Origin of the sequence: Lacisediminihabitans profunda (assembly GCF_008040105.1) — a bacterium.
GTDB lineage: Bacteria > Actinomycetota > Actinomycetes > Actinomycetales > Microbacteriaceae > Lacisediminihabitans > Lacisediminihabitans profunda.
In genome coordinates this window covers 208931-228987 of sequence record NZ_VRMG01000009.1, presented here as the reverse complement: position 1 = coordinate 228987, position 20057 = coordinate 208931, and the positions used below count along the sequence as shown (strand labels likewise).

21 protein-coding genes are annotated in these 20057 nt (G+C 68.7%); 8 read left to right on the top strand and 13 right to left on the bottom strand.

Annotated features, from left to right (window positions below):
- The 3 genes from FVP33_RS14470 to FVP33_RS14460 are packed head-to-tail and all read right to left on the bottom strand — an operon-like array spanning position 1 to position 2874.
- Positions 1-1074, bottom strand: coding sequence for a zinc-dependent alcohol dehydrogenase (locus FVP33_RS14470; protein WP_147784390.1), 1074 nt, complete (start codon positions 1072-1074; stop codon positions 1-3).
- Positions 1071-1403 carry a Dabb family protein gene (locus FVP33_RS14465; protein WP_147784389.1) on the bottom strand — a complete coding sequence of 111 codons (333 nt, stop codon included), beginning with the start codon at positions 1401-1403 and terminating at the stop codon, positions 1071-1073. The genes FVP33_RS14470 and FVP33_RS14465 overlap by 4 nt, the downstream gene beginning before the upstream one ends.
- Before the next feature lie 31 nt (positions 1404-1434).
- Entirely contained in the window at positions 1435-2874 is a 1440-nt protein-coding gene (locus FVP33_RS14460; protein ID WP_147784388.1) for an amidohydrolase family protein, read from the bottom strand.
- 299 nt (positions 2875-3173) lie between these two features.
- On the opposite strand from FVP33_RS14460, the gene FVP33_RS14455 reads away from it, so the two are divergent.
- The 3 genes from FVP33_RS14455 (at position 3174) to FVP33_RS14445 (ending at position 6014) form a co-directional block, all read left to right on the top strand.
- A complete protein-coding gene (locus tag FVP33_RS14455; protein WP_147784387.1) occupies positions 3174-4217 on the top strand; it encodes a ketopantoate reductase family protein in 1044 nt (347 codons plus the stop codon).
- Between the two features lie 61 nt (positions 4218-4278).
- Positions 4279-5310 (top strand): ketopantoate reductase family protein, encoded by a 1032-nt coding sequence (locus FVP33_RS14450; RefSeq protein WP_147784386.1) that lies wholly within the window; start codon positions 4279-4281, stop codon positions 5308-5310.
- Complete coding sequence (locus tag FVP33_RS14445; protein ID WP_147784385.1) at positions 5307-6014, top strand: SDR family NAD(P)-dependent oxidoreductase; 708 nt, start codon at positions 5307-5309, stop codon at positions 6012-6014. The genes FVP33_RS14450 and FVP33_RS14445 overlap by 4 nt, the downstream gene beginning before the upstream one ends.
- Positions 6015-6023: 9 nt before the next feature.
- On the opposite strand, the gene FVP33_RS14440 is transcribed toward FVP33_RS14445, so the two are convergent.
- Genes FVP33_RS14440 through FVP33_RS14425 form a run of 4 tightly spaced genes read right to left on the bottom strand, consistent with a single transcriptional unit; the run spans position 6024 to position 10114 of the window.
- The gene (locus tag FVP33_RS14440; protein ID WP_147784384.1) at positions 6024-6479 is read right to left on the bottom strand and encodes a GbsR/MarR family transcriptional regulator; all 456 of its coding nucleotides are present in this window, start codon (positions 6477-6479) and stop codon (positions 6024-6026) included.
- Positions 6479-8086, bottom strand: coding sequence for an ABC transporter permease (locus FVP33_RS14435; RefSeq protein ID WP_147784383.1), 1608 nt, complete (start codon positions 8084-8086; stop codon positions 6479-6481). The genes FVP33_RS14440 and FVP33_RS14435 overlap by 1 nt, the downstream gene beginning before the upstream one ends.
- Positions 8086-8991, bottom strand: a complete 906-nt coding sequence (locus FVP33_RS14430) for an ABC transporter ATP-binding protein (protein ID WP_147784382.1) — start codon at positions 8989-8991, stop codon at positions 8086-8088. The genes FVP33_RS14435 and FVP33_RS14430 overlap by 1 nt, the downstream gene beginning before the upstream one ends.
- A gap of 52 nt (positions 8992-9043) precedes the next feature.
- A complete protein-coding gene (locus tag FVP33_RS14425; RefSeq protein WP_147784381.1) occupies positions 9044-10114 on the bottom strand; it encodes a LacI family DNA-binding transcriptional regulator in 1071 nt (356 codons plus the stop codon).
- A gap of 89 nt (positions 10115-10203) precedes the next feature.
- Here FVP33_RS14425 and FVP33_RS14420 point away from each other — a divergent pair, with 89 nt between their 5' ends.
- The 3 genes from FVP33_RS14420 (at position 10204) to FVP33_RS14410 (ending at position 13284) form a co-directional block, all read left to right on the top strand.
- Positions 10204-11460 (top strand): MFS transporter, encoded by a 1257-nt coding sequence (locus FVP33_RS14420; RefSeq protein WP_147784380.1) that lies wholly within the window; start codon positions 10204-10206, stop codon positions 11458-11460.
- Positions 11461-11469: 9 nt separating this feature from the next.
- Positions 11470-12165, top strand: a complete 696-nt coding sequence (gene nucS / locus FVP33_RS14415; protein ID WP_147784379.1) for an endonuclease NucS — start codon at positions 11470-11472, stop codon at positions 12163-12165.
- Positions 12166-12627: 462 nt separating this feature from the next.
- A complete protein-coding gene (locus FVP33_RS14410) occupies positions 12628-13284 on the top strand; it encodes an HAD hydrolase-like protein (RefSeq protein ID WP_147784378.1) in 657 nt (218 codons plus the stop codon).
- A gap of 30 nt (positions 13285-13314) precedes the next feature.
- Here the strand turns inward: FVP33_RS14410 and FVP33_RS14405 are convergent, their stop codons facing one another.
- Positions 13315-13521, bottom strand: coding sequence for a hypothetical protein (locus FVP33_RS14405; protein ID WP_147784377.1), 207 nt, complete (start codon positions 13519-13521; stop codon positions 13315-13317).
- A 63-nt stretch (positions 13522-13584) separates the two neighbouring features.
- On the opposite strand from FVP33_RS14405, the gene FVP33_RS14400 reads away from it, so the two are divergent.
- Together FVP33_RS14400 and FVP33_RS14395 are read left to right on the top strand one after the other, a co-directional pair.
- Positions 13585-14019 (top strand): MarR family winged helix-turn-helix transcriptional regulator, encoded by a 435-nt coding sequence (locus tag FVP33_RS14400; protein ID WP_147784376.1) that lies wholly within the window; start codon positions 13585-13587, stop codon positions 14017-14019.
- 2 nt (positions 14020-14021) lie between these two features.
- Entirely contained in the window at positions 14022-15008 is a 987-nt protein-coding gene (locus FVP33_RS14395; RefSeq protein ID WP_147784375.1) for an NAD-dependent epimerase/dehydratase family protein, read from the top strand.
- Here the strand turns inward: FVP33_RS14395 and FVP33_RS14390 are convergent.
- Genes FVP33_RS14390 through FVP33_RS14370 form a run of 5 tightly spaced genes read right to left on the bottom strand, consistent with a single transcriptional unit; the run spans position 15005 to position 20040 of the window.
- Entirely contained in the window at positions 15005-15937 is a 933-nt protein-coding gene (locus tag FVP33_RS14390) for a 1-phosphofructokinase family hexose kinase (RefSeq protein WP_187270732.1), read from the bottom strand. The two genes, FVP33_RS14395 and FVP33_RS14390, sit on opposite strands and share 4 nt — an antisense overlap.
- Positions 15934-16893 (bottom strand): carbohydrate kinase family protein, encoded by a 960-nt coding sequence (locus FVP33_RS14385; protein WP_147784373.1) that lies wholly within the window; start codon positions 16891-16893, stop codon positions 15934-15936. Before FVP33_RS14385 ends, FVP33_RS14390 begins: the two co-directional genes overlap by 4 nt.
- Positions 16890-17753 carry a carbohydrate ABC transporter permease gene (locus FVP33_RS14380; RefSeq protein WP_147784372.1) on the bottom strand — a complete coding sequence of 288 codons (864 nt, stop codon included), beginning with the start codon at positions 17751-17753 and terminating at the stop codon, positions 16890-16892. Before FVP33_RS14380 ends, FVP33_RS14385 begins: the two co-directional genes overlap by 4 nt.
- Entirely contained in the window at positions 17753-18706 is a 954-nt protein-coding gene (locus FVP33_RS14375) for a carbohydrate ABC transporter permease (RefSeq protein WP_147784371.1), read from the bottom strand. Before FVP33_RS14375 ends, FVP33_RS14380 begins: the two co-directional genes overlap by 1 nt.
- Entirely contained in the window at positions 18706-20040 is a 1335-nt protein-coding gene (locus FVP33_RS14370) for an extracellular solute-binding protein (RefSeq protein WP_147784370.1), read from the bottom strand. The genes FVP33_RS14375 and FVP33_RS14370 overlap by 1 nt, the downstream gene beginning before the upstream one ends.
- Positions 20041-20057: the final 17 nt, after the last annotated feature.

The window sequence follows — 20057 nt, the reverse complement described above, 5'->3', positions numbered from 1 at the left end:
CTAGCTGTGGTGTACCGGCGGCCGTGGGGCCGAGATCCAGGGATCGACGAGCGTCTTGATCTGCCGGGAGTGCCCGGCGACCAGCGGCTCTAGACCGTCGTCGACGAGGGACTCCAGCGGGATGACCTCGCGCGTGAAATCCGTCCAGTCCGGTCGCAGGCCGAGCAGGCGCACGGCCTCCGGCAGGTCGGTCGCGAAGGTGAGGGCCACGGTGCCCACGATCGTGTACTCCCGGAGGGTCCACTTGCCGAGCGGCTCGGTGGGCGGCCGCTTCTGGATACCCACCGGCACGATCACCGCCCCGGGCTGGGCCGCGGCGAGCACGGAGTCGAGCCCGGGCGCCGAACCGCTCACCTCGAAGAAGACCTCCGCGTGCATGCCGAGTTCGGCGAGTCGATCCGAGAGCGTCGCCTCCCCCGCCGTGAGCGTTGCGAAGGCGCCGAGGGTCGTGGCCAGTTCCAGTCGCGCCGGATCGAGGTCGACGACGAGCACCCGCGCGCCTGTCGCGACGGCGGCATAGGTGATGAAGGCCCCGATGCCCCCCACTCCGACCACCACGGCATCCCGTCCGGCGGTCAGCCCGCTGCGGCCCACGGCGTGCACGGCGACGGCCATGGGCTGGGCGAGGGCAAGCGTGTCGAGCGGCAGCCCGGAGGCCGTCGCGTCGTACACGATCGAGGCGGGTACCGCCACGAAGCCCGCGAGGCCGCCATCCCTGTGCAGACCGACGGTGTGGTACTTGCTGCAGAGGTTGGTGCGCCCACGACGGCACATGAGGCACTCGCCGCACGAGATTCCGGCACCGCAGACGACCCGGGCGCCGATCTCGAAGCCGGTGACTCCCTCGCCGATGGCCTCGATGGTGCCCGCGAACTCATGCCCCAGGACGACGGGGTCGACGTGACCCGATTCGTCCTGCGTGATGAGCTGCGGCCCCAGGGAGAACTCGGCGGCGTCGGATCCGCAGATGCCGGCGGCACCGATGCGGATGAGCACCTCTCCCGGCGCGGGGGCCGGCGCCGGCCAGTCCTGGATCTGCACGTCGCGCATGCCGCGGTAGACCGCCGCCTTCATGGCTGACCCTCGGCCCAGAGCGGTGCCCAGTCTTCCGGCACCTCGAGCTGGACGGCCTGACGTTGCACCAGAAACGGTGCGATGCTCTTCGCCACGAGATCGACGTGATCAGGCGAGTCGAGGTAGGCATCGATGCCCGCCTGGTCCTCGACGAGCGCGATCACCGCGAAGTCCGCGCCGCCCGGCCGCATCCGCAGGTTCGGCCCGGCAGCGTAGCGCTTGATCGACGGAAGGCTCGCGGCCATGGCGCGCAACTCCTCGGCGAGCGCGCCCGCTCGCTCCTCGGTCATCTCCGAATCGAAGGTGAAGACTGCCACATGGGCGATCATCGTGCGCTCCCCGTGCTCGATTGCGACGCCGTCACTCGGCGTCCTGGTATCCGTAGGGGTTCGGGATGCGCTCGGTGGGGGTGAGCTCTGGATGCATGCCCTCTTCCCACGCCTGCTCGCCAAGCTGGGAGCGCACGTACTCCACCGACTTCGCCACGGCGTCGCGGGCCGGAGCGATGTCGAGTCCGATGCGCTTGCCGTCGAACTTGAGCACTCGACCGTTGACGACCACGGTGTGGATGTCGGCGGTGCCCGCCTGGTAGACGACGTGCACCGTGGGGTTGAGGATGGGGGTCATGGCCGGCGACTGGTCGTTCTTGATCAGCAGCAGGTCGGCCTTCTTGCCCGGGGTGATCGAGCCGATCTTGTCCTCCATGCCGAGCGACTTGGCGCCCCCCATGGTGGCCATCCAGATCACATCCTCCGCGCGAAGCTGATTGACGTTGACGGTCTCCCCCTTGGCGTGGGCCTCGAGGTGGTCGCGTGAGCGGTCGGCGCTGAGCGTGGCGCGCATCGCCGAGAAGTAGTCAGCGCTCCACCACACGCTCGTGTCCATGGAGAGCGAGGCGGGGATGCCGTACTTGCGCAGTTCCCACGTCGACGGGTAGCCCTGTCCGGCGCTCTGCTCGCTCTCGGTGGAGACGGAGACGGTCCCGCCGGTCGCCGCGATCTTGTGATAGCTGTCGGAGGAGAGTGTCGCGGCGTGCACATAGGTGATCTGGTCGGTCATGACTCCGGCCTTGTACATGTGGTCGAGGCCGACGTCGGTGGTCGCCCCCCACACCCCGGCATGGGTCGTGGCGCGCAGGCCGTTGTCCCGGGCGAAGTCGAACGCGGCCTTCTCCGGGAAGTCCTCGGAGTCCGGCACGTCGAACGCGATCTGGAGCCCGAGCATGTCGCTGCCCGAGAACTTCTTCACCCAGGAGCGGAAGATCGGGTCAGCAGTCCACTCCCAGGGGGCGCCGAGGTAGTTACCGTAGCCGAGCACGAATCGACCGGGGATCTCCTCGAAGGCCTGCAGGGCGGCATCCGCATACTCGGGGGTGCGCAGCGCGTGCGACCAGTCGAGCGTGGTCGTGACTCCCGTGTCGACGGACTCGAGGGCGGAGAGCAGGTTGCCGGCATAGATGTCCTCCGGCCGGAAGACCTGTCCGTGCTGAAGGTAGTAGAAGACGAAGTACTGGCTGAGCGCCCAGTCGCCGCCGTAGCCGCGCAGGGCGGTCTGCCACATGTGGCGGTGCGTGTCGACCATGCCCGGCATGAGGATTCCGCCGGAGGCATCGATCTCGACCGTGCCTTCGGGCACCGGGAGGGACTTGCCGACGGCGACGATCGTGTCGTCGGCGATCAGGACATCGCCGCCGGGGATGATTCCCTGCGCGTCGACCGTGATGACCGTCGCGTTTCGGAACACGACGGGCCGACCGGGGGTGAAGTCGTCCGGACGGACTGTGTTGGGGCTGGTGACCATGGATCCTCCTCGTTGAGAATTTCAGCCTCACTTTACATTGTCCACCGGGAGGTTTGTCCAGTCCGAAAACTGTTCACCCCCGCAGATCTTTTCAGTCGACGCGAATCGTTCTGCCGGTCAATGCGGCTCTGTCCAGCATTTCTTCGACCGCGACCCGGGATCTGAATAGACGCCGACTTCGCCAGCGGAGCCGTCGATGTTCGGGATTGCGACACCAATCGTTCATCCGAGCTGTATTTCTCGCCGTTCAAGTTCTAGCGTGGACACACAGCTCCCGACCACGAAGACGAGGTACGACAGTGTCCGAACCGAAGATCGCCATACTCGGATCGGGGGCCAATGGGGCCTCCATCGGGGCGGACCTGATCCGCGACGGACTCGACGTCACCCTCATCGAGCAGTGGCCGGCACACGTCGAGGCGATGCGTGCCGGCGGCCTCACGATCGAGATGCCCGAGACCACGCTGCACGTGAAGCCGCGCACCATGCACCTGTGCGAGGTGGCCACCCTCAAACGCCCATTCGATGTTGTGCTGCTTCTGATGAAGGCCTACGACACGCGGTGGGCGACCCAGCTGATCGAGCCGTACCTGGCCGCGGACGGAGTGGTGGCCGGGGTCCAGAACGGCATGACCACCGACACCATCGCGGAGGTGGTCGGGGCGCACCGCACGATGGGAACGGTCATCGAGATCTCCTCCACCATGTACGAGCCCGGCCTCGTGCACCGCCACTCGGGTCCGGCGAGGTCGTGGTTCGCGGTCGGCGCCCTCACCGACGAGGCCGCGCATCACGAGGAGCGTGTCGCCGACATCCTCGGCCACTCCGGCACCGTCGCCCGCGTCGACGACATCCTCGCCACCAAATGGATGAAGCTCGTGAGTAACTCGACCGTGCTGGTCACGACGGCGATTCTGGGGGCGCCGATGCTCGATGCCCTCGCGGTCGATGGCATGCGCGAACTGATGATCCGCGCCGGCCAGGAGGCCCTCGCCACCGGCCTGGCGCTCGGCCACCCCATCCTGCCCATCTTCGGTCTCCAGCCATCCGAGATCAGCCGACCGGAGACGGTCGTCGAGACACTACTCGACAGGCTCTACGCGGGGTTCGTGCTTCCCGGGGCGACCACCACCGTTCTGCAGGACTGGACGAAGGGGCGGCACAGCGAGGTCGACGACCTGAACGGCCACATCGTCGCCGCCGGGTCCAGAACGGGTGTACCCACCCCCGTCAACAGCTCCGTGGTAGAGGTGGCCCACCGGATCGAGCGAGGCGAACTCGCGCCGGGACTCGACAACCTCGTCGTTCTGCTGGAGTTGATTTCCGAGCGGGACAGGGCCTAGCTTGTGTTGTGTCACTGTACGAAACGTGTAGGATAACTGCACATATGGGCGAGGAGGCCTCATGCCGACACAGAAGATCGCGGTCGTCGGAACCGGAGCGCAGGGCGCGGGCATCGGCGCAGATCTCATCCGGGCCGGACTCGACGTCACGTTCATCGAGCAGTGGCCGGCCCACGTCAAGGCGATGCGGGAACGCGGCATCGAGGTGCGGATGCCGGACGAGACGGTGATCACGCCCGTCACCGTGTACCACCTGTGCGAGGTCGCCACCCTGCGCGACCAGTTCGACATCGTGTTTCTCCTCACGAAGGCATACGACACGCGTTGGGCCTGTGAACTCATCAAGCCTCTCGTCAAGCCGGACGGGCTCGTCGTCGGGCTGCAGAACGGCATGAGCATCGACGACATGGCCTCGATCATCGGACCGGAGCGCACCATCGGCGGCGTGATCGAGATGGCCTCCAACATGTTCGAGCCCGGGATCGTCAACCGCCAGACTCCGCCCTCGAAGGCGTGGTTCGCCGTCGGGTCTTTCGATCCGAGCAACGCGGGTCGGGCCGTGGAGGTGCAGCGCGTGCTCAGCCATGCGGGCACCGTCGAGGTCTCGGACGACATCCGTTCGGCCAAATGGATGAAGCTGATCGCCAATGCCGGCGAACTCGTGCCGTCCGCCATCCTGAACCTTCCGCTCGAGGACGCGATGAACCTGCCGGGGGTTCTCGACTTCATGATCGAGTGTGGCCGCGAGGCGGCCAGGGTGGCCGTCGCCAACGGGATCACCCTCGTCCCCATCTTCGGGATGACCCAGGACGACGTCACTGGGCCCGACCAATACGCCGAGGATCTGCTCGGCATGGTGAGGAACCATTTCTCCTTGCCGGACACCCGAACGACCGTGCTACAAGACTGGATGAAAGGAAGGCGCGCCGAAGTGGATGAAGTCAACGGACTCGTGGTCGAACTGCAGAAGAAACAGGGTGGATCGGCGCCGGCCAACGAGCGCACGGTGATGCTCGCCCGTCGTATCGAGGCCGGCACGCTCGCGGCCGACCCCTCCAACGTCGATCTGCTTCTCGGGACGCGTGCCCTGTGAGCGACAGGACGATCGTCGTCATCGGGGGCACCTCCGGCATCGGCCTCGAGATCGCCAGGGACGTGGTCGCGCGTGGCGACCGGGTGGTGCTCTCGGGGCGCGACCTGGCCCGGGCGCAGGAGGTCGCATCCTCCCTCGGTGAGCGCGCGACGGGCGTCGCGATCGATCTCTCCCGGCCAGAGGGCATCCGCGCGGGCCTCGCCACGGTGGGGACGGTGAACGGGCTGGTGCTCGTCGCGATCGAACGCGACGCCAACACGGTGCGTGACTACGACATCGCGCGGGCAACCCAGCTCGTGGTGCTCAAGCTCGTGGGCTACACCGAGGTGATCCACACCCTCATCGACAGGCTCGAGCCGAGCGGCGAGACGGGAATCGTTCTCTTCGGCGGCCGCGCCAAGGACATCCCGTACCCGGGGTCCACCACCGTCTCGACGATCAACGGCGGCGTCGAGGGCATGACGACCACTCTCGCCCTCGAACTCGCCCCGATCCGGGTCAACGCCCTGCACCCCGGGATCATCGGCGACAGCCCGTTTTGGGCAGGCAAGCCCGCGGCAGTCCTCGACGGACACCGCTCGCGCACTCCCGGACACCAGCTCGCCACCATGGTCGATGTCGTGGATGCCACCCAGTTCCTGCTGCGCAACCGCGGCATCTCCGGCACCAGCATCTACGTCGACCGCGGAGTGCGCGTCACCTGATCCGAGGCGTCAGCCGCGGGTCGCCTTCCACTCCTCGAGCAGCAGTGGGAGGCGCTCGCGCATGAAGCGGAAGTAGTCCGCCATCTCCGCGGTGCGCTGCGCCGTCTTCGAGTCGGGCCGCATGGCGGAGAGGCCGCGCTCGGCGAGGTCGATCAGGTGGGTGTAGAGCTGCCCCTGCGAGCTCGTCGCGTCGTACCAGGCGTGATCGGGCAACTCGTAGCGATGCCGGCGGGTTCCCGGGATGGAGAGACGGCGGATGATCGCCATCGACTGCAGGTAGCGGGTCGCGCCCGAGATTGCCGCGGCGCTCGCCCCCAGTTGCCGAGAGAGTTCCTCCGCGGTGGCACGCCCGGACTCCGCCGTCATGAGGGCCATCATCACGCGGGCCGCCATCCGGGGGAAGCCGGCGGCGGCGAGCGTCGCCGCCATCTGCTCGGCGAACTCCTCGACCTCGTCCGTCGGCATCAGGCGACCAGGTCCCTGCGCCGCGCGAGCAGCACGCTTGCCGCGGCGAGCACGATCGACAAGACCACCATCGCCGCGAGTGGTGCGAGGTCCACGGAGTCGCCGGGCACGATCGGCGTGTGGCTGAACGGGCTCAGGTTGCGCAGCCACTCCGGGAGCTTGAAGACCCCACCGAACTGGCCGAGCACGAAGCCGACGGCGAGCAGGCCCCAGCCGAGGCCGATGGTCAGCCGCGGCAGGAGTGCGAAGACGAGGGCGGCCACCGAGACGAAGACGAGAGCAGCCGGCAGCTGCACGAACGCGGCGACGACCGAGGAGCCGAAGCGGTCAGGATGCCCGGCACCGACGAACGCGAGCCCGGCGACCACGCCGCCGGCGAGCAGCACCACGATGATCGAGACGACCGCCACGGCCAGGCAGTCGACGAGGAGCCTGGCCTTCGAGACCGCACCGGAGAGCAGGAGTTCGGCACGTCCCTCTGCCTCCTCGATGCGCACGCGCAGCACCGCCTGGAGTGCCGCGCCGGCCGCGAGCACGCCCAGAAAGGCCATGATCGCCGCGACGAAGGTGTCGAGCAGGCTGGACGTGCTGCCGCTGAGGAGGCCGCGCACCGTGGCGGCGAGGGCCTGGTCCTCCTGCACTGCCTTCACCGCGGCATCCGCGAGGCCTCCGGCGAAGAGACCCAGGAGGGCGCCCCCCGCCGCCCAGCCGATGACGGCACTGAACTGGAGGCGCCAGGCCAGCCCGAGCGTGCCGGTGAGCGCGGGGCCGGCCGTGGCGCGGCCCGACCGGTCACCGACGAGGCCGGCACCGAGGTCGCGGCGGCGCACCGAGGCGAGCGCCACCGCGCCGGCGACCACGAAGAGGGCGAGTTGGAGAAGCAGTGGAGCGGCGGACTCGTGGCCGAAGGCGTGCACCTGCTGGCCCCAGCCGACGGGGGACAGCCAGGATGGCCACGCGCTCGTCACCCGCAGCCCGCCCTCCGAGACGGTGCCGGTCGCGTCGCCGAAGGCCCGCAGCACGAAGGCGAGGCCCACGAGCGCCCCGGCCAGCGAATTGGCGGCGCGCGAGGTGCGGCAGACCTGGGCCGCGACGGCCGCGATACCGCAGAACGCGAGACCGGTGCCGCCGGTCGCGAGCCCGGTGAGAACGGATCCGCCGAGCGGCAGGCCGGTCGCGGCGAAGCCGGCGGTCACGACGATCGCGACGGCGAGGTTGGCGAGCGCCCCCAGGCCGAGCGTGGCTCCGAGGGCGGTCGACCGGCTCACCGGCGTTCCGCCGACGAGTTCCGTGCGGCCCTGCTCCTCGTCACCCCGGCTGTGCCGAACCGTGAGGAAGGTGCTCATGAGCGCCGCGAGCACGGCCAGGAAGGTGAAGATCTCGAAGAAGATGACGGAGCCGGTGGAGAGTCCGTCCGGGGTTCCGCGCACCGCGAGCAGGGCCGGATTGCCGGAGGCCAGCATGAGCAGTGCCGCGCGCTGCGTTGTGTCGCCGAACTCCTGCACGACGGCCGCCGCGCTTCCGATGGCGAGCACGCCGATCCCGAGGATCCAGCTGGCGAGCTGCCACCGATCCCGCCGCGCCTGGGCGCGAAGCAGCCGGACCATCAGTTCGCGACCTCTCTCGCGCGCTCGTCGCCGTAGTGCCGCAGGAAAAGCTCCTCGAGCGACGGCGGCGACACGGTGAGGCCGGCCACGCCGATGGCCGCGAGCTCCTGCAGCACCGGGCGCAGGGCATCCGTGTCCGCATCGAAGACGAGGTGGTCGGCCTCGCGCCGCACGTCGTGCACGCCCGCGATCGCGGTCATCGCCGCCGCATCGGTGAGGGTGGTCACGCGGAAACTCGTGCGGGTGAGGTGGCGGAGCTCGGTGAGGGTGCCCGTCTCCACGGTCTTGCCCGCGCGGATGATGGTGACCCGGTCGCAGAGCTCCTCCACCTCACTCAGGATGTGGCTCGACAGCAGCACGGTGGCGCCCTGCGCCTTCACCCGGTCGATCTCGCCCCGGAACGCGGCCTCCATCACGGGGTCGAGTCCGCTCGTCGGCTCGTCGAGCACGTAGAGCCTCGCCGGTCGGGCGAAGGCCGCGATGAGCGCCACCTTCTGCCGGTTGCCCTTGGAGTAGCTGCGCCCCTTCTTGCGGGGATCGAAGTCGAAGTCCCGGATGAGGCGGGCGCGCAGGGCAGGGTCGGCACCCCCGCGCAGCGAGGTGAGCAGGTCGATCGCCTCGCCACCGGTGAGGCTGGGCCAGAGGTTGACGTCCCCCGGCACGTAGGCGATGTCCCGGTGCGCGCGCACGGCATCCGCCCAGGGGTCGAGTCCGAACACGGTCACGCCGCCGCTCGTCGCCTTGATCAGGCCGAGCAGGATGCGCAGGGTCGTGGACTTGCCCGCCCCGTTCGGGCCGAGGAAGCCGTGCACCTCGCCCTCCGCCACCGAGAGTTCGAGCCCGTCCAGGGCGCGAACCCGCCCGAAGTTCTTCGCGAGGCCAGAGGCCTCGATTGTTGCCTTCATGACCGGGACACTACGCTTAATTCACAACTTTGTGAATCATCAGAATGTCGGTCTAGACCCGGGGCGGCGCCGTGGTGTTTCCGGGGTGGAACTCGCTCCTGAACGAGACCGGCTCGCCCGGCCGACCGGCGAGCATCTCGATCAGCCCTCGGCCGGCGGCCCGCCCCTTCTCGACCGCCGGTTGGCGCATCGTCGTGAGGTCGAGCGGCGCGATCCCGTCGACGCGCACGCCATCGAAGCCGACGACACTCAACTCCCGGGGGATGGCGATTCCGAGCTGCTCCGCCGCCCGGATCACGCCGACGGCGAGCAGGTCGCTCTGAGCGATGATCGCGGTGGGACGGGTCTCTGGATCCGCCAGCAGGGCGAGTCCGGCGAGCACCCCCTCCTCGATGAAGCTGCCGGCGGCGACCCAGCCCACCGCGTTCGGGAACACCTCGCGCACGCCGCGCATCCGTTCAGAGGCGACGAATCCCGTGCTCTCGCGCTCGCGGGCGACGGTGAGCTCGCCGCGACTCCTCACGTCGTCCAGGGGCAGGGTGACCATCCCGACGCGGTCGTGCCCGAGTTGCTCGAGGTGCCGCGCGAGCCGGTGCGACGCCTCCCGATTGTCGAGGTCGATCGCGAGAACCCCCGCCATGGGTTCGGCCTCGATCGCGACGAGGGCGACGCCGCGCTGCCGGAACACCGCCACCTTCTCCGCGAGGCGGGTGCTGCATCCGATCAGCACGACGCCGTCCACGGGCGCGGTCGCGATCGTCGCGGACCCATCGCCCGTGTCCGTGAGCAGGAGCAGGCCATTGCCGAGCGGGCCGGTCTCGTCGGCGAGGCCGTCGAGCATTGCGATGTTGATCGGATCCCGGAACGCGTCCCTCAACCGGTCCTCGATGACCACCCCGATGATTCCGGATCGGCCTCGCCGCAGCGATTGGGCGCGCGGGTCGGGGCCCGCGTAGTCGAGGCGTTCGGCGGCGGCGAGCACCCTGGCCCGGGTCGCGGCGGACACCGGTCCGGCCCCGCTGAACGCGAGGGAGGCGGTGGAGGCCGAGACCCCGGCGAGTCGTGCCACCGCGGCCAGATTGGGGCGCCCGCTCGCCGGCCCGGTGGTTGCTTTGCCGCTCATGCCTTGGTAGCTTAGTCGAATCGATTCGATTGAGTCGATTCACACCGATTCTCCCGGCTCCGCCCGCACCGACCTGACACTGGAACCTCATGCCTCAACCCACTCGGCCAGCCCAGCGCATCACGTACGCCGGGGGTCTCAGCCGTGGCCAGGTGGTGGCCTGGCGCAACGCGATCTTCGTCGTCTTCGGGCTCTGCGGTCTCGCGATTGCCAGTTGGGTGTCCCGCGTTCCGGCCGTTCGCGACTCGCTGCACGCGTCGACGCTCCAGATGGCCGTGCTCATCTTCGGCATCGCCGCCGGGTCGATCATCGGGCTCCTCGGCTCCAGCCACATCATCGCCCGATTCGGCGCTCGGCTCACCATCGCCTCCTGCCTCACGATCGCCTCGATCGGCTTCGCCGTCGCCGGGCTGGGCGCGACTGTCGGCCCCAACTACGTGCTGACCTTCATCGGCCTCGCCGTCTTCGGGGCGTGTTTCGGCATCACCGACGTGTCGATGAACGTGATCGGCGCCGCCAACGAGCGGGTTCTCGGGCGGGCCATCATGCCGATCTTCCACGCCTTCTTCAGTTTCGGCACGATGGTGGGGGCCGGACTCGGCGCCCTCGCGGAGCTCGTTCACCTTCCGATCGCGGTGCACACCGGAATCGTCGCGCTCATCATCGCGACGGCGGCGATCACGGCGGTGCGGTTCATGCAGTCCGAGCACATCGTGGAGGACGACGCCGAGCCTGTACCGGATGACGACCACTCCAAGAGCTGGCGCGGACGACTGAGCATCTGGGGCGACCCGCGCACCCTCATCATCGGGCTCATCGTGCTGGGGATGGCATTCACCGAGGGCTCGGCCAACGACTGGCTCGCGCTCGCCATGGTCGACGGGCACGGCGTGAACAACACGACCGGCGCCATCGTGTTCGGCGTCTTCGTGAGCGCCATGACGATCGGTCGGCTCGCGGGCGTGAAACTGCTCGACCGCTTCGGCCGGGTGCCGGTGCTCCGCTGGTCGTCCGCCCTGACGGGCCTCGGCCTCGTGATCTTCATCTTCGTGCCCAACGAGTGGGTCGCGATCGCCGGCGTCGTGCTCTGGGGTCTCGGATCCGCGTTGGGCTTCCCCGTGGGGATGTCCGCCGCGGCCGACGATCCCAAGACGGCAGCCGCCCGGGTGAGCGCGGTGGCGACCATCGGGTACTTCGCCTTCCTCGTCGGCCCCCCGCTCATCGGGTTCCTCGGCGAGCACTTCGGCTTGCTGCACGCCCTGCTCGTCGTGCTCGTGCTCGTGGCAGTGGCGGGGTTCGCGTCCGGGGCCGCGCGCGAGTCGCACGGGGCGCGCAGCGCCGGTTAGGCTCGTCGGGTGCGTCTTGTCATAGCCCGTTGCTCCGTCGATTACGCCGGTCGGCTCAGCGCGCACCTCCCGCTCGCCACCCGCCTGCTGCTGCTGAAGGCGGACGGCAGCGTGCTCGTGCACTCCGACTCCCTGAGCTACAAGCCGCTCAACTGGATGAGCCCGCCGTGCACGGTGTCGACCATCGAGCCCGATGCCGACCAGGCGGATGCCGGGGTCGCCGAGATCTGGAAGATCAGCCAGGCGAAGACGGCGGACCTCCTCGTGATCTCGATCCATGAGATCCTGCACGACAGCGCGCACGAGCTCGGAATCGACCCCGGGCTGCAGAAGGATGGCGTGGAGGCCCACCTCCAGAAGCTCCTCGCCGAGCAGATCGAGCTCGTCGGGGACGGCCACCGGCTGGTGCGCCGCGAGTACATGACTGCGATCGGCCCGGTCGACATCCTCGCGCGGGACGCGGACGGCCGCTCGGTGGCGATCGAGATCAAGCGGCGCGGCGACATCGACGGAGTAGAGCAGCTCACCCGCTACCTCGAGCTGATGAACCGCGACCCCCACCTCGCCCCGGTCGCCGGCGTCTTCGCCGCCCAGGAGATCAAGCCTCAGGCGCGCACCCTCGCCGAGGACCGAGGCATCCGTTGCCTCGTACTCGACTACGACGCGATGCGCGGTCTGGACGACAGCGACTCGCGCCTCTTCTGAGCCGGTCGCCCGCCCCCACACCCCACACACTCCAGTTGTGCAGGACACTGACCTGTCACACCGCGGTTTCGCGGGGGCACACGGTTGTGCAGGACACGCGGGTTGCGCAGGACACGCGGGTTGCGCAGGACACGCGCCTCCCCTGCGCCCACCCCACACACTCCAGTTGTGCAGGACACCTCGGTTTCGGGGGGGCGGTTGTGCAGGACACGCGCCTCCCTGCGCCCACCCCACACACTCCAGTTGTGCAGGACACCGTGGTGGCATCTGGGCGTCCTGCACAACCAGAGTCCGCCCGCGGGACACCGCACCCCAAACCGCGTCCTGCACAACCAGCGTCCGCCCGCGGGACACCGCACCCCAAACCGCGTCCTGCACAACCAGAGTCCGCCAACACGACACCGCACCCAGCCGCGTCCTGCACAACGGAAGCAGCCGACCGAGCCGCCTAGGCTTGGGACAGTGACCACGAAATGGACCTGCATCCTGTTCGACCTCGACGGGACGATCCTCGATTCGGCTCCGGGCATCACCGAGACGCTCTCCTGGACCTTCGCCCAGCTGGGTCGCCCCATCCCCACCCCCGCCGAACTTCTCGCCTACGTGGGGCCGCCCATCCTCGACTCGTTCCGCGATCTCGCCTTCATGACCCCCGAGGAGTCGGCGCGCGCGCTCGAGGTGTACCGCAGCCGCTACCTGCAGAACGGCGTGTTCGACAGCAAGGTCTACCCGGGAATCCCCGCGGTGCTCAAGCGAATCGCCGAGAGCCCGCTCAAGCTCTCCCTGGCGACCTCGAAGCCCGAGCTGCCGGCCATCACCATGCTGAACCACTTCGACCTGACGAAGTACTTCGATGTGATCACCGGCGCCTCGGCGGATGAGGTGCGCAGCCGGAAGGCGGATGTCGTGGAGGAGGCGCTCCTGCGCCTGCGCCACCTCGGCGCGGACATCACGAACCCCATCATGGTGGGCGACCGCAAACACGACGTGGAGGGCGCCGCCGAGCACGGGGTGCCGACGATCCTCGTGAAATGGGGTTACGGCTCGAAGGTGGAAGAGGTCGGAACCTTTGCCGTGGCGAAGACGGCCGAACAGCTCAGCGCGCTGCTGCTCGGATAGCACCGGCAGCCCGCAAGGTCCGGCGTGGACTCAGGCCGCGGTCGGGCAGTGGATCTGGGTGGGCCGACCCTCGCGCCGTTCGATGTCGTGCTCGGCCATCGGGCGGCCGCACATCGGGCACGGCTTGGGGCCGGTTGCCGGCAACGGGGCCTCGTTGTACGGTCCGAGCGGCGGCGGCCCGATGTAGGGCACGAGCGCGCCATTCAACCGGTCCCACCAGGGAAGCCTTTTCGCCATTGTCCGAACTCCTTAGTACACTAATCATAAGTGTACTCTGCATTACTCAACTATGCTCAATGCATGGCCAGCCCCGATGTCCTCGCCCTCGACCGCCAGGTCTGTTTCGCCCTCGCCGCCGCGTCCCGGAGTGTGATCGCCCTCTACCGCCCGGTGCTGCAGCCCCTCGGCCTCACGCATCCGCAGTACCTCGTGATGCTCGCGCTCTGGGAACGGAGCCCGCGCACGGTCACCGACATCGGCGCGACGCTGCTTCTCGAGCCGGCAACCCTCTCGCCCCTGCTCAAGCGGCTCGAGGCAGCCGGGCTCGTCACCCGCGCCCGCAGCACGAGCGATGAGCGCGCCCTCGCCGTGCAGCTGACCCCGGCCGGGGCGGCGCTGCGCAGCGAGGCGGAAAAGGTGCCCGGCCAGATCGTGGAACGGCTCGGGATGCCGGTGGCAGACCTCGAACGCATCCGCGACGACTTGACGAAACTCATCGCAGCGGCAACGGTGTAAGGATGTCTGCTCCCAGAGTCCTGTTCATCGGCGGTACCGGAACCATCAGCTCGGAGGCCAGCGAACTCGCGGTGCGCCAGGGCCTCGACGTCACTCTCCTCAATCGCGGTCTGAGTTCGCTGCACACCGTGCCGGCCGGCGCGCGGGCCCTGCAGGCCGATGTGCGGGATGCCGACTCGGTTCGGGACGCGCTGGGCCGCCTCGAGTTCGACATCGTCGTCGATTTCGTCGCCTTCGGCACCGCTCACGTACAGCAGGACATCGACCTCTTCTCCGGCCGGATCGGCCAGTATGTCTTCATCTCCTCGGCCTCGGCGTACCAGAAGCCCCCGGCCCGCCTGCCGATCACCGAGTCGACGCCCCTGCGTAATCCGTTCTGGCAGTACTCCCGCGACAAGATCGCCTGCGAGGACCTGCTCGTCGCGGCCTATCGCGACACCGGATTCCCCACCACGATCGTGCGACCGTCGCATACCTACGATGCGGCGAGCATCCCTCTCGCCGGCGGCTGGACCGCGATCGACCGGCTGCGCCGCGGCGTGCCCATCGTGCTGCACGGGGACGGCACCTCGCTCTGGGTGCTCACCCACAGCCGCGACTTCGCCAAGGGCTTCGTCGGCCTGCTCGGCAACCAGCAGGCGATCGGCGAGAGCGTGCACATCACCTCGGACGAGGTGCTCACCTGGACGCAGATCGCCGAGGCCATGGCCACCGCGGCCGGAGTCGAAGCGAAGATCGTGCACGTGACATCGGACGCGCTCGCGGCAGCGGATCCCGACCAGTCCGGGGGCCACCTCGGCGATCGGAGCCACTCCGTGATCTTCGACAACAGCAAGCTCAAGTCGCTCGTTCCCGGCTACGTCGCGACGACCCCGTTCGCGCTCGGTGCGCGAGAGATCATCGACTGGCACGACGAGCATCCGCTGCACCAGGTGGTCGACCCGCGCCTCAACGAGCTGTACGACCGGCTGGTCTCGGCGGCAGGCTAGGAGACGACGACCTCGTCGGCGATCGCCAGGGCGTCGACCTTGGCGAATCGCCCGGCGCCCGGCACGAGGGCGTTCGCGGTGGCACAGCCCGCCGCGAGTCTGAGCGCGTCCGCGAGGGTTCCGCCCGCGTCCAGGGACGCGAGCAACCCGCCGAGGTAGCTGTCGCCGCTGCCCACCGGATACCGCCCGAAGTCGCCCGACCACTCGGCTCGGTGGCGTCCCCGCTCGTCGACCGCGTACGACCCGGCCACGCCATCCGTGATCACGACGGTGCCGCCGGTGATTCCACGAAGGCGCTCCGCCATTCCGAAGGCGCTGTCGAACAGGTCGGCTTGCGGCTCGATTCCCAGGGCCTCGGCCGCCTCGGCCCGGTTGATCTTGAGCAACTCCGGCCTGGTCGACAGGGCGGCCGCGAGCGCCGGGCCGTGACTGTCGACGGCCACGCGGATGCCCCGCGAGTGGGCGAGGTCGATGAGGGCGGCGAGACCGCCGACGGGGACGGATGCCGGGACCCCGCCCGAGATCGCGAACCACCCCGGGCGCTCGACGAGCAAAGTGTCCGTGACCTCGTGCAGTCGCGCCAGCTCGTCCCCGGTGATCGCGGACGGCTGCTCGTAGAGCTCGGTGAGCAGCCCACTCGCGGCCGAGGAGATGGAGATGCAGGTTCGAGTGTCGGCGGTCGCCCACACCGGCATCAGCGGGATGCCCGCCGCGACGGCGTCGTCGAGCGCGAATTGGCCGGAGGCACCGCCGAGTGGAGCCACCACCGCGACATCGGCCCCCATGGTGACGGCGGCCCGGGCGGCGTTGACGGCCTTGCCGCCCGCGGCCCGATAGACGCCGGTCGGGCGGAAGGTGCCACCCTCGAAGAACTCGTCGACGAGGTAGGTGACGTCCACCGACGGGCCGAGCGCGAGAAGGGTGATCACGCCAGGTGGGACAGCAGTTCGGAGCGGTCGGGCTGTGCGGTGGAACCGCCTGCCGCCCTGGTCGAGAGCGACCCGGCGACCGTCGCCCAGCGCAGCCGGTCTGCCTCGTGCGGCACGCCGGATGCCACGGCCGCGAGATAGCCCGCGTCGAAGCTGTCGCCGGCTCCCGTGGTGTCCACCGCATCGAGCACCAGCCCGGCGGCGGACACGACGGCGCCGCCGTGGCCCACCGACCATCCGCCGTTTCGTCCTGCCTTCACCACGACTATCGGGCCCAGCGCGGCGAGGAAGCGGGCGCACTCCTCATCGGAATCGCCGGCCCGCCCACCGAGGGAGAGCGCGATTGCGCGCAGCTCCTCGAGGTTCGGCAGGAGGAAGTCGACGAGTGGGAGCACCGAGCCGAGGCCCGCCCACTGCTCGGCGGGGTCCCAGTTGGTGTCGAGGCTCGTCGTGATGCCGCGCGCCCGAAGCTCCGCGAGCACCTCCGGCAGTTCGGCCGCGAGCCCGGCGAGCAGAAAGTAGGACGCGAAGTGCACGTGCGAGCAGCCGGCGCTCGCGACGAGCACGTCGTCGCCGGTGAGCGTGGGGATCGAGCCGAGCAGGGTGAGGATCGAGCGGTCGGCCGGAGCCGAGAGGATCACCGAGAGTCCCGTCGGCAGGATCGGATCGACGGCGACCGTCGAGGTGTCGACCCCGGCGCCCGCGAGCCAGCCGAGGGTGAGCCGGCCGAACTCGTCGTCGCCGACTCGGGCGGCGAGTCGGGTGGGGACGCCGAGCCTCGCGAGACCGTGAGCGACGATCCCGGCCGAGCTGCCGAGGGTGAGGTCCACCGAGTCGAGCAACTGCTCGGCCTGGCCGAATCGCGGCACGACGTCGCCGCGCAGCACGAGGTCGACGTTGGCGTCGCCGGCGACGAGCACTCGCATGGGGTTACCGTTCTCTTCGATCGCGCTCATCCCTTGAGTCCGGAGAAGGTCATCGTGGCGATGAATTGCTTCTGGGCGAACACGAAGAACAGGATGAGCGGAAGCGTGGCAACGACGTTACCCGCCATGAGCAGCGACCACTGCGTTCGCCGCGTGCCCTGGAAGTTGGCGAGGCCGAGCTGCAGCGTGAAGGCGTGGTCGTTGTTGATCGCGATGAGCGGCCAGACCAGGTCGTTCCATGAGCCGAGCAGGGTGAAGATGGCGAGCGTGGCGAGCGCCGGCTTCGCGAGCGGAAGGATCACGCGGAAGAACACCTGCAGCCGCGTGCAGCCGTCGATCATCGCGGCCTCCTCGAGCTCGGCGGGCAGCGAGAGGAAGAACTGCCGCATCAGGAAGATGCCGAACGCCGAGGCGAGCCAGGGCACGATCGCCGCCCCGAGGCTGTCGATGAGGCCCACCCGAGAGAACAGGATGTAGGTGGGGATCATGAGCAGCTGGGTGGGGATCATGATCGTGGCCAGCACCGCGAAGAAGCCGAAGTGCCGCCCGCGGAACTTCAGCCGGGCGAATCCGTAGCCGGCCAGAGAGCACAGCACGAGGTGGGAGGCGATCGCCGAGCTCGAGACGATGAGCGTGTTGCCGAGCCAGAGCAGGATGTCCGACGTGCCGAACAGCGACGCGTAGCCGTCGAGACTGATGGCCGAGGGGATGAAGCGGGGCGGGAACTTGTTGATCTCCGACGCGGGGGTCACCGAGGTGAGGAACATCTGCACGAACGGGATCGCGAAGAGCACGCCCACCGGCAGCAGGAAGAAGTGCCAGCCGCTGAAGGGCAGCGGGCGACGCTTGCGGACGGGCAGCCGGGCTGGTGCTTCGGCGATGGCGGTCATCAGAAGGCCTCGATCTTGGTGCGTCGCGAGTAGATGACCACGCCGATCGTGATCAGGAGGGTCAGCGCGAAGAGTCCGTAGGCGATCGCCGATCCGAAGCCGAAGTCGAGCTTCTGGAAGGCCGTCTGCCAGAGGTAGTAGACGATCGTCTGCGTCGCATTGAGCGGTCCGCCCCTCGTGGTCGTGTAGACGAGGTCGAACAGCTGGATGGCGCCGATCACCTGCCAGATGGTGGCGAAGACCGTCACCGGCGTGAGTTGCGGCCACACCACCTGCCAGAACACCTGCCACTTGTTGGCGCCGTCGATGCGGGCGGCCTCCATGAGCTCGCCCGGCATGTCCTGCAGGGCGGCGAGGTAGATCACGGTGGTGAAGGCGGCCTGCCCCCAGAGCGACATGATCGTGATCACGACCATCGCCTGGGCCGGGTCTTCGAGCCAGCCCTGCTGGGGCAGGCCGAGCACACGCAGGATGTTGTTGAAGAGTCCGAACTGGGGATTGAACAGGTAGGTGGTGAGGATGCCGGTGACCGCCGCCGAGGCGACGAAGGGGATGAAGATCGCCGTGCGGTAGATCCCGATGAACCGGATGTTGCGGTTGAGCGCCACGGCGAGGAACAGGCCGAGTCCCACCGAGGTGGGCACGAAGAGCACCACGTAGAGGATGGTGTGCCCGAGGGCATCCTGCAGCTCGGTGTCTCCCACCATCTGTTGGTAGTTCGCGAACCCGACGTTGACCGGTTCGCTGAACCCGTTCCACTTCTCCAGGGAGAGGAAGAAGGCCCAGATCGCCGGAAAGATCGAGAGCCCGAGCACGATGACCAGCGCGGGAGCCACGAAGCCCCAGCCCTCCAGGCTCTCGAGCAGGCGCCGTCGCTTCTTCGAGTCACGCGCCTCCGGCCGGGGCACGGTCGGGCCGGGCCCGGTCGAGACCCGATCGACGACGGCGGTCACTACTTGGCCTTCAGGGCTTTGTCTGCCTTGGCGGCGGCGGTCGTGAGCGCCGCGTCTGCGGTGCCCTGGCCCTGCAGCACCTGGCTCACCGCGTCGCCGATCGCGGCGGAGAGTCCGACGTACCCGGCCACGGTCGGGCGGGCCGTCGTGGCGTTCGCCGAGTTGGCCGCCATCACGTCGAGCCCGGGGTTGGCCTTCACCTGCGCCGCGAACTCGGGGCTGTCCGCCTCGCTCGACCGCAGCGGGAGGTTGCCGATCGCCACGTTCCACTGCAGGTCCTGCGCGGGGTCGGTGAGGTACTTGGCCCACTCGTACGTCCAGTAGGCCCGGTTCGCGTCCTTGTGGTCGAAGAGGGCCCAGACATCCGGCCCGGACACGGTGGCGTGGTTGCCGTTCGTGCCCGGCAGGTAGGTGACCCCGTACCTCGTCTTCGCGACGCCGAGGTCGTAGAGCTGCCACGGACCCGAGGTGATCATGCCGATGTCGTCGCTCGCGAACAGCTGGCCGAACTTGGTGTCGGTCTGGTCGAGGTAGACGCTCTTGTCGGTGATCGCCATGTCCCGCAGGAAGTTCACCGACTTGACGCCGGCCTCGCTGTTGAAGGCGGACTTCGTGCCGTCCTTGGAGAGGATGGCGCCGCCGTTCTGCCAGAGGTGCGGCCAGAGCTGCCAGGTGGTCTCCTCGCTTCCGGAGACCGAATACGCGTAGCCGTAGATGTGCTTGGACTTGTCGGTGAGCTTCTTCGCGGCGGCCCGGAAGTCATCCCAGGTCCAGTCGTTGGTGGGGTAGGCGACCCCCGCGTTGTCGAAGACCGTCTTGTTGTAGAGCAGGGCGAGGTTGTCAACGATCGCCGGGAACCCGATCGTCTTCTTGCCGGTGGGCCGGGCCGTCTCCTGCGCCGCCTTCGAGAATTCCGACCACTTCACGCTCGGATCGGCGACCTGCTTGGTGATGTCGAGGGTGCGGTCGGATGACTCGAGCTGGCTCGTCCACGAACCGAAGGAGTACGACATGTCCGGGTAGTTGCCCCCCGCGAAGCTCGCGGAGAGCTTCTGCAACAGATCCTCGGTGGAGGAGGCGCCGGGTGACAGGTTCAGCGAGACGTTCGGGTGCAGCTTCTCGAACTTGGCGGCGAGCTTCTCGAGGAGCTTCTCCGCGCCCTCTTCCTGGCCGGTCCACACCGTGAGGCTGACCTTGGCCTTCTTGTCGAGCGTGGCCGACCCCCCGGACTGGCCGGAGCATCCCGACAGGAGAGCGACGCCCACGAGCAGCGCCGCGGAGCCGGCAATCCAGCGGCGAACCCCGCTGTTCGAACTGAAGATTCTGCTGACCATCGACGTGCTCCTCTGGA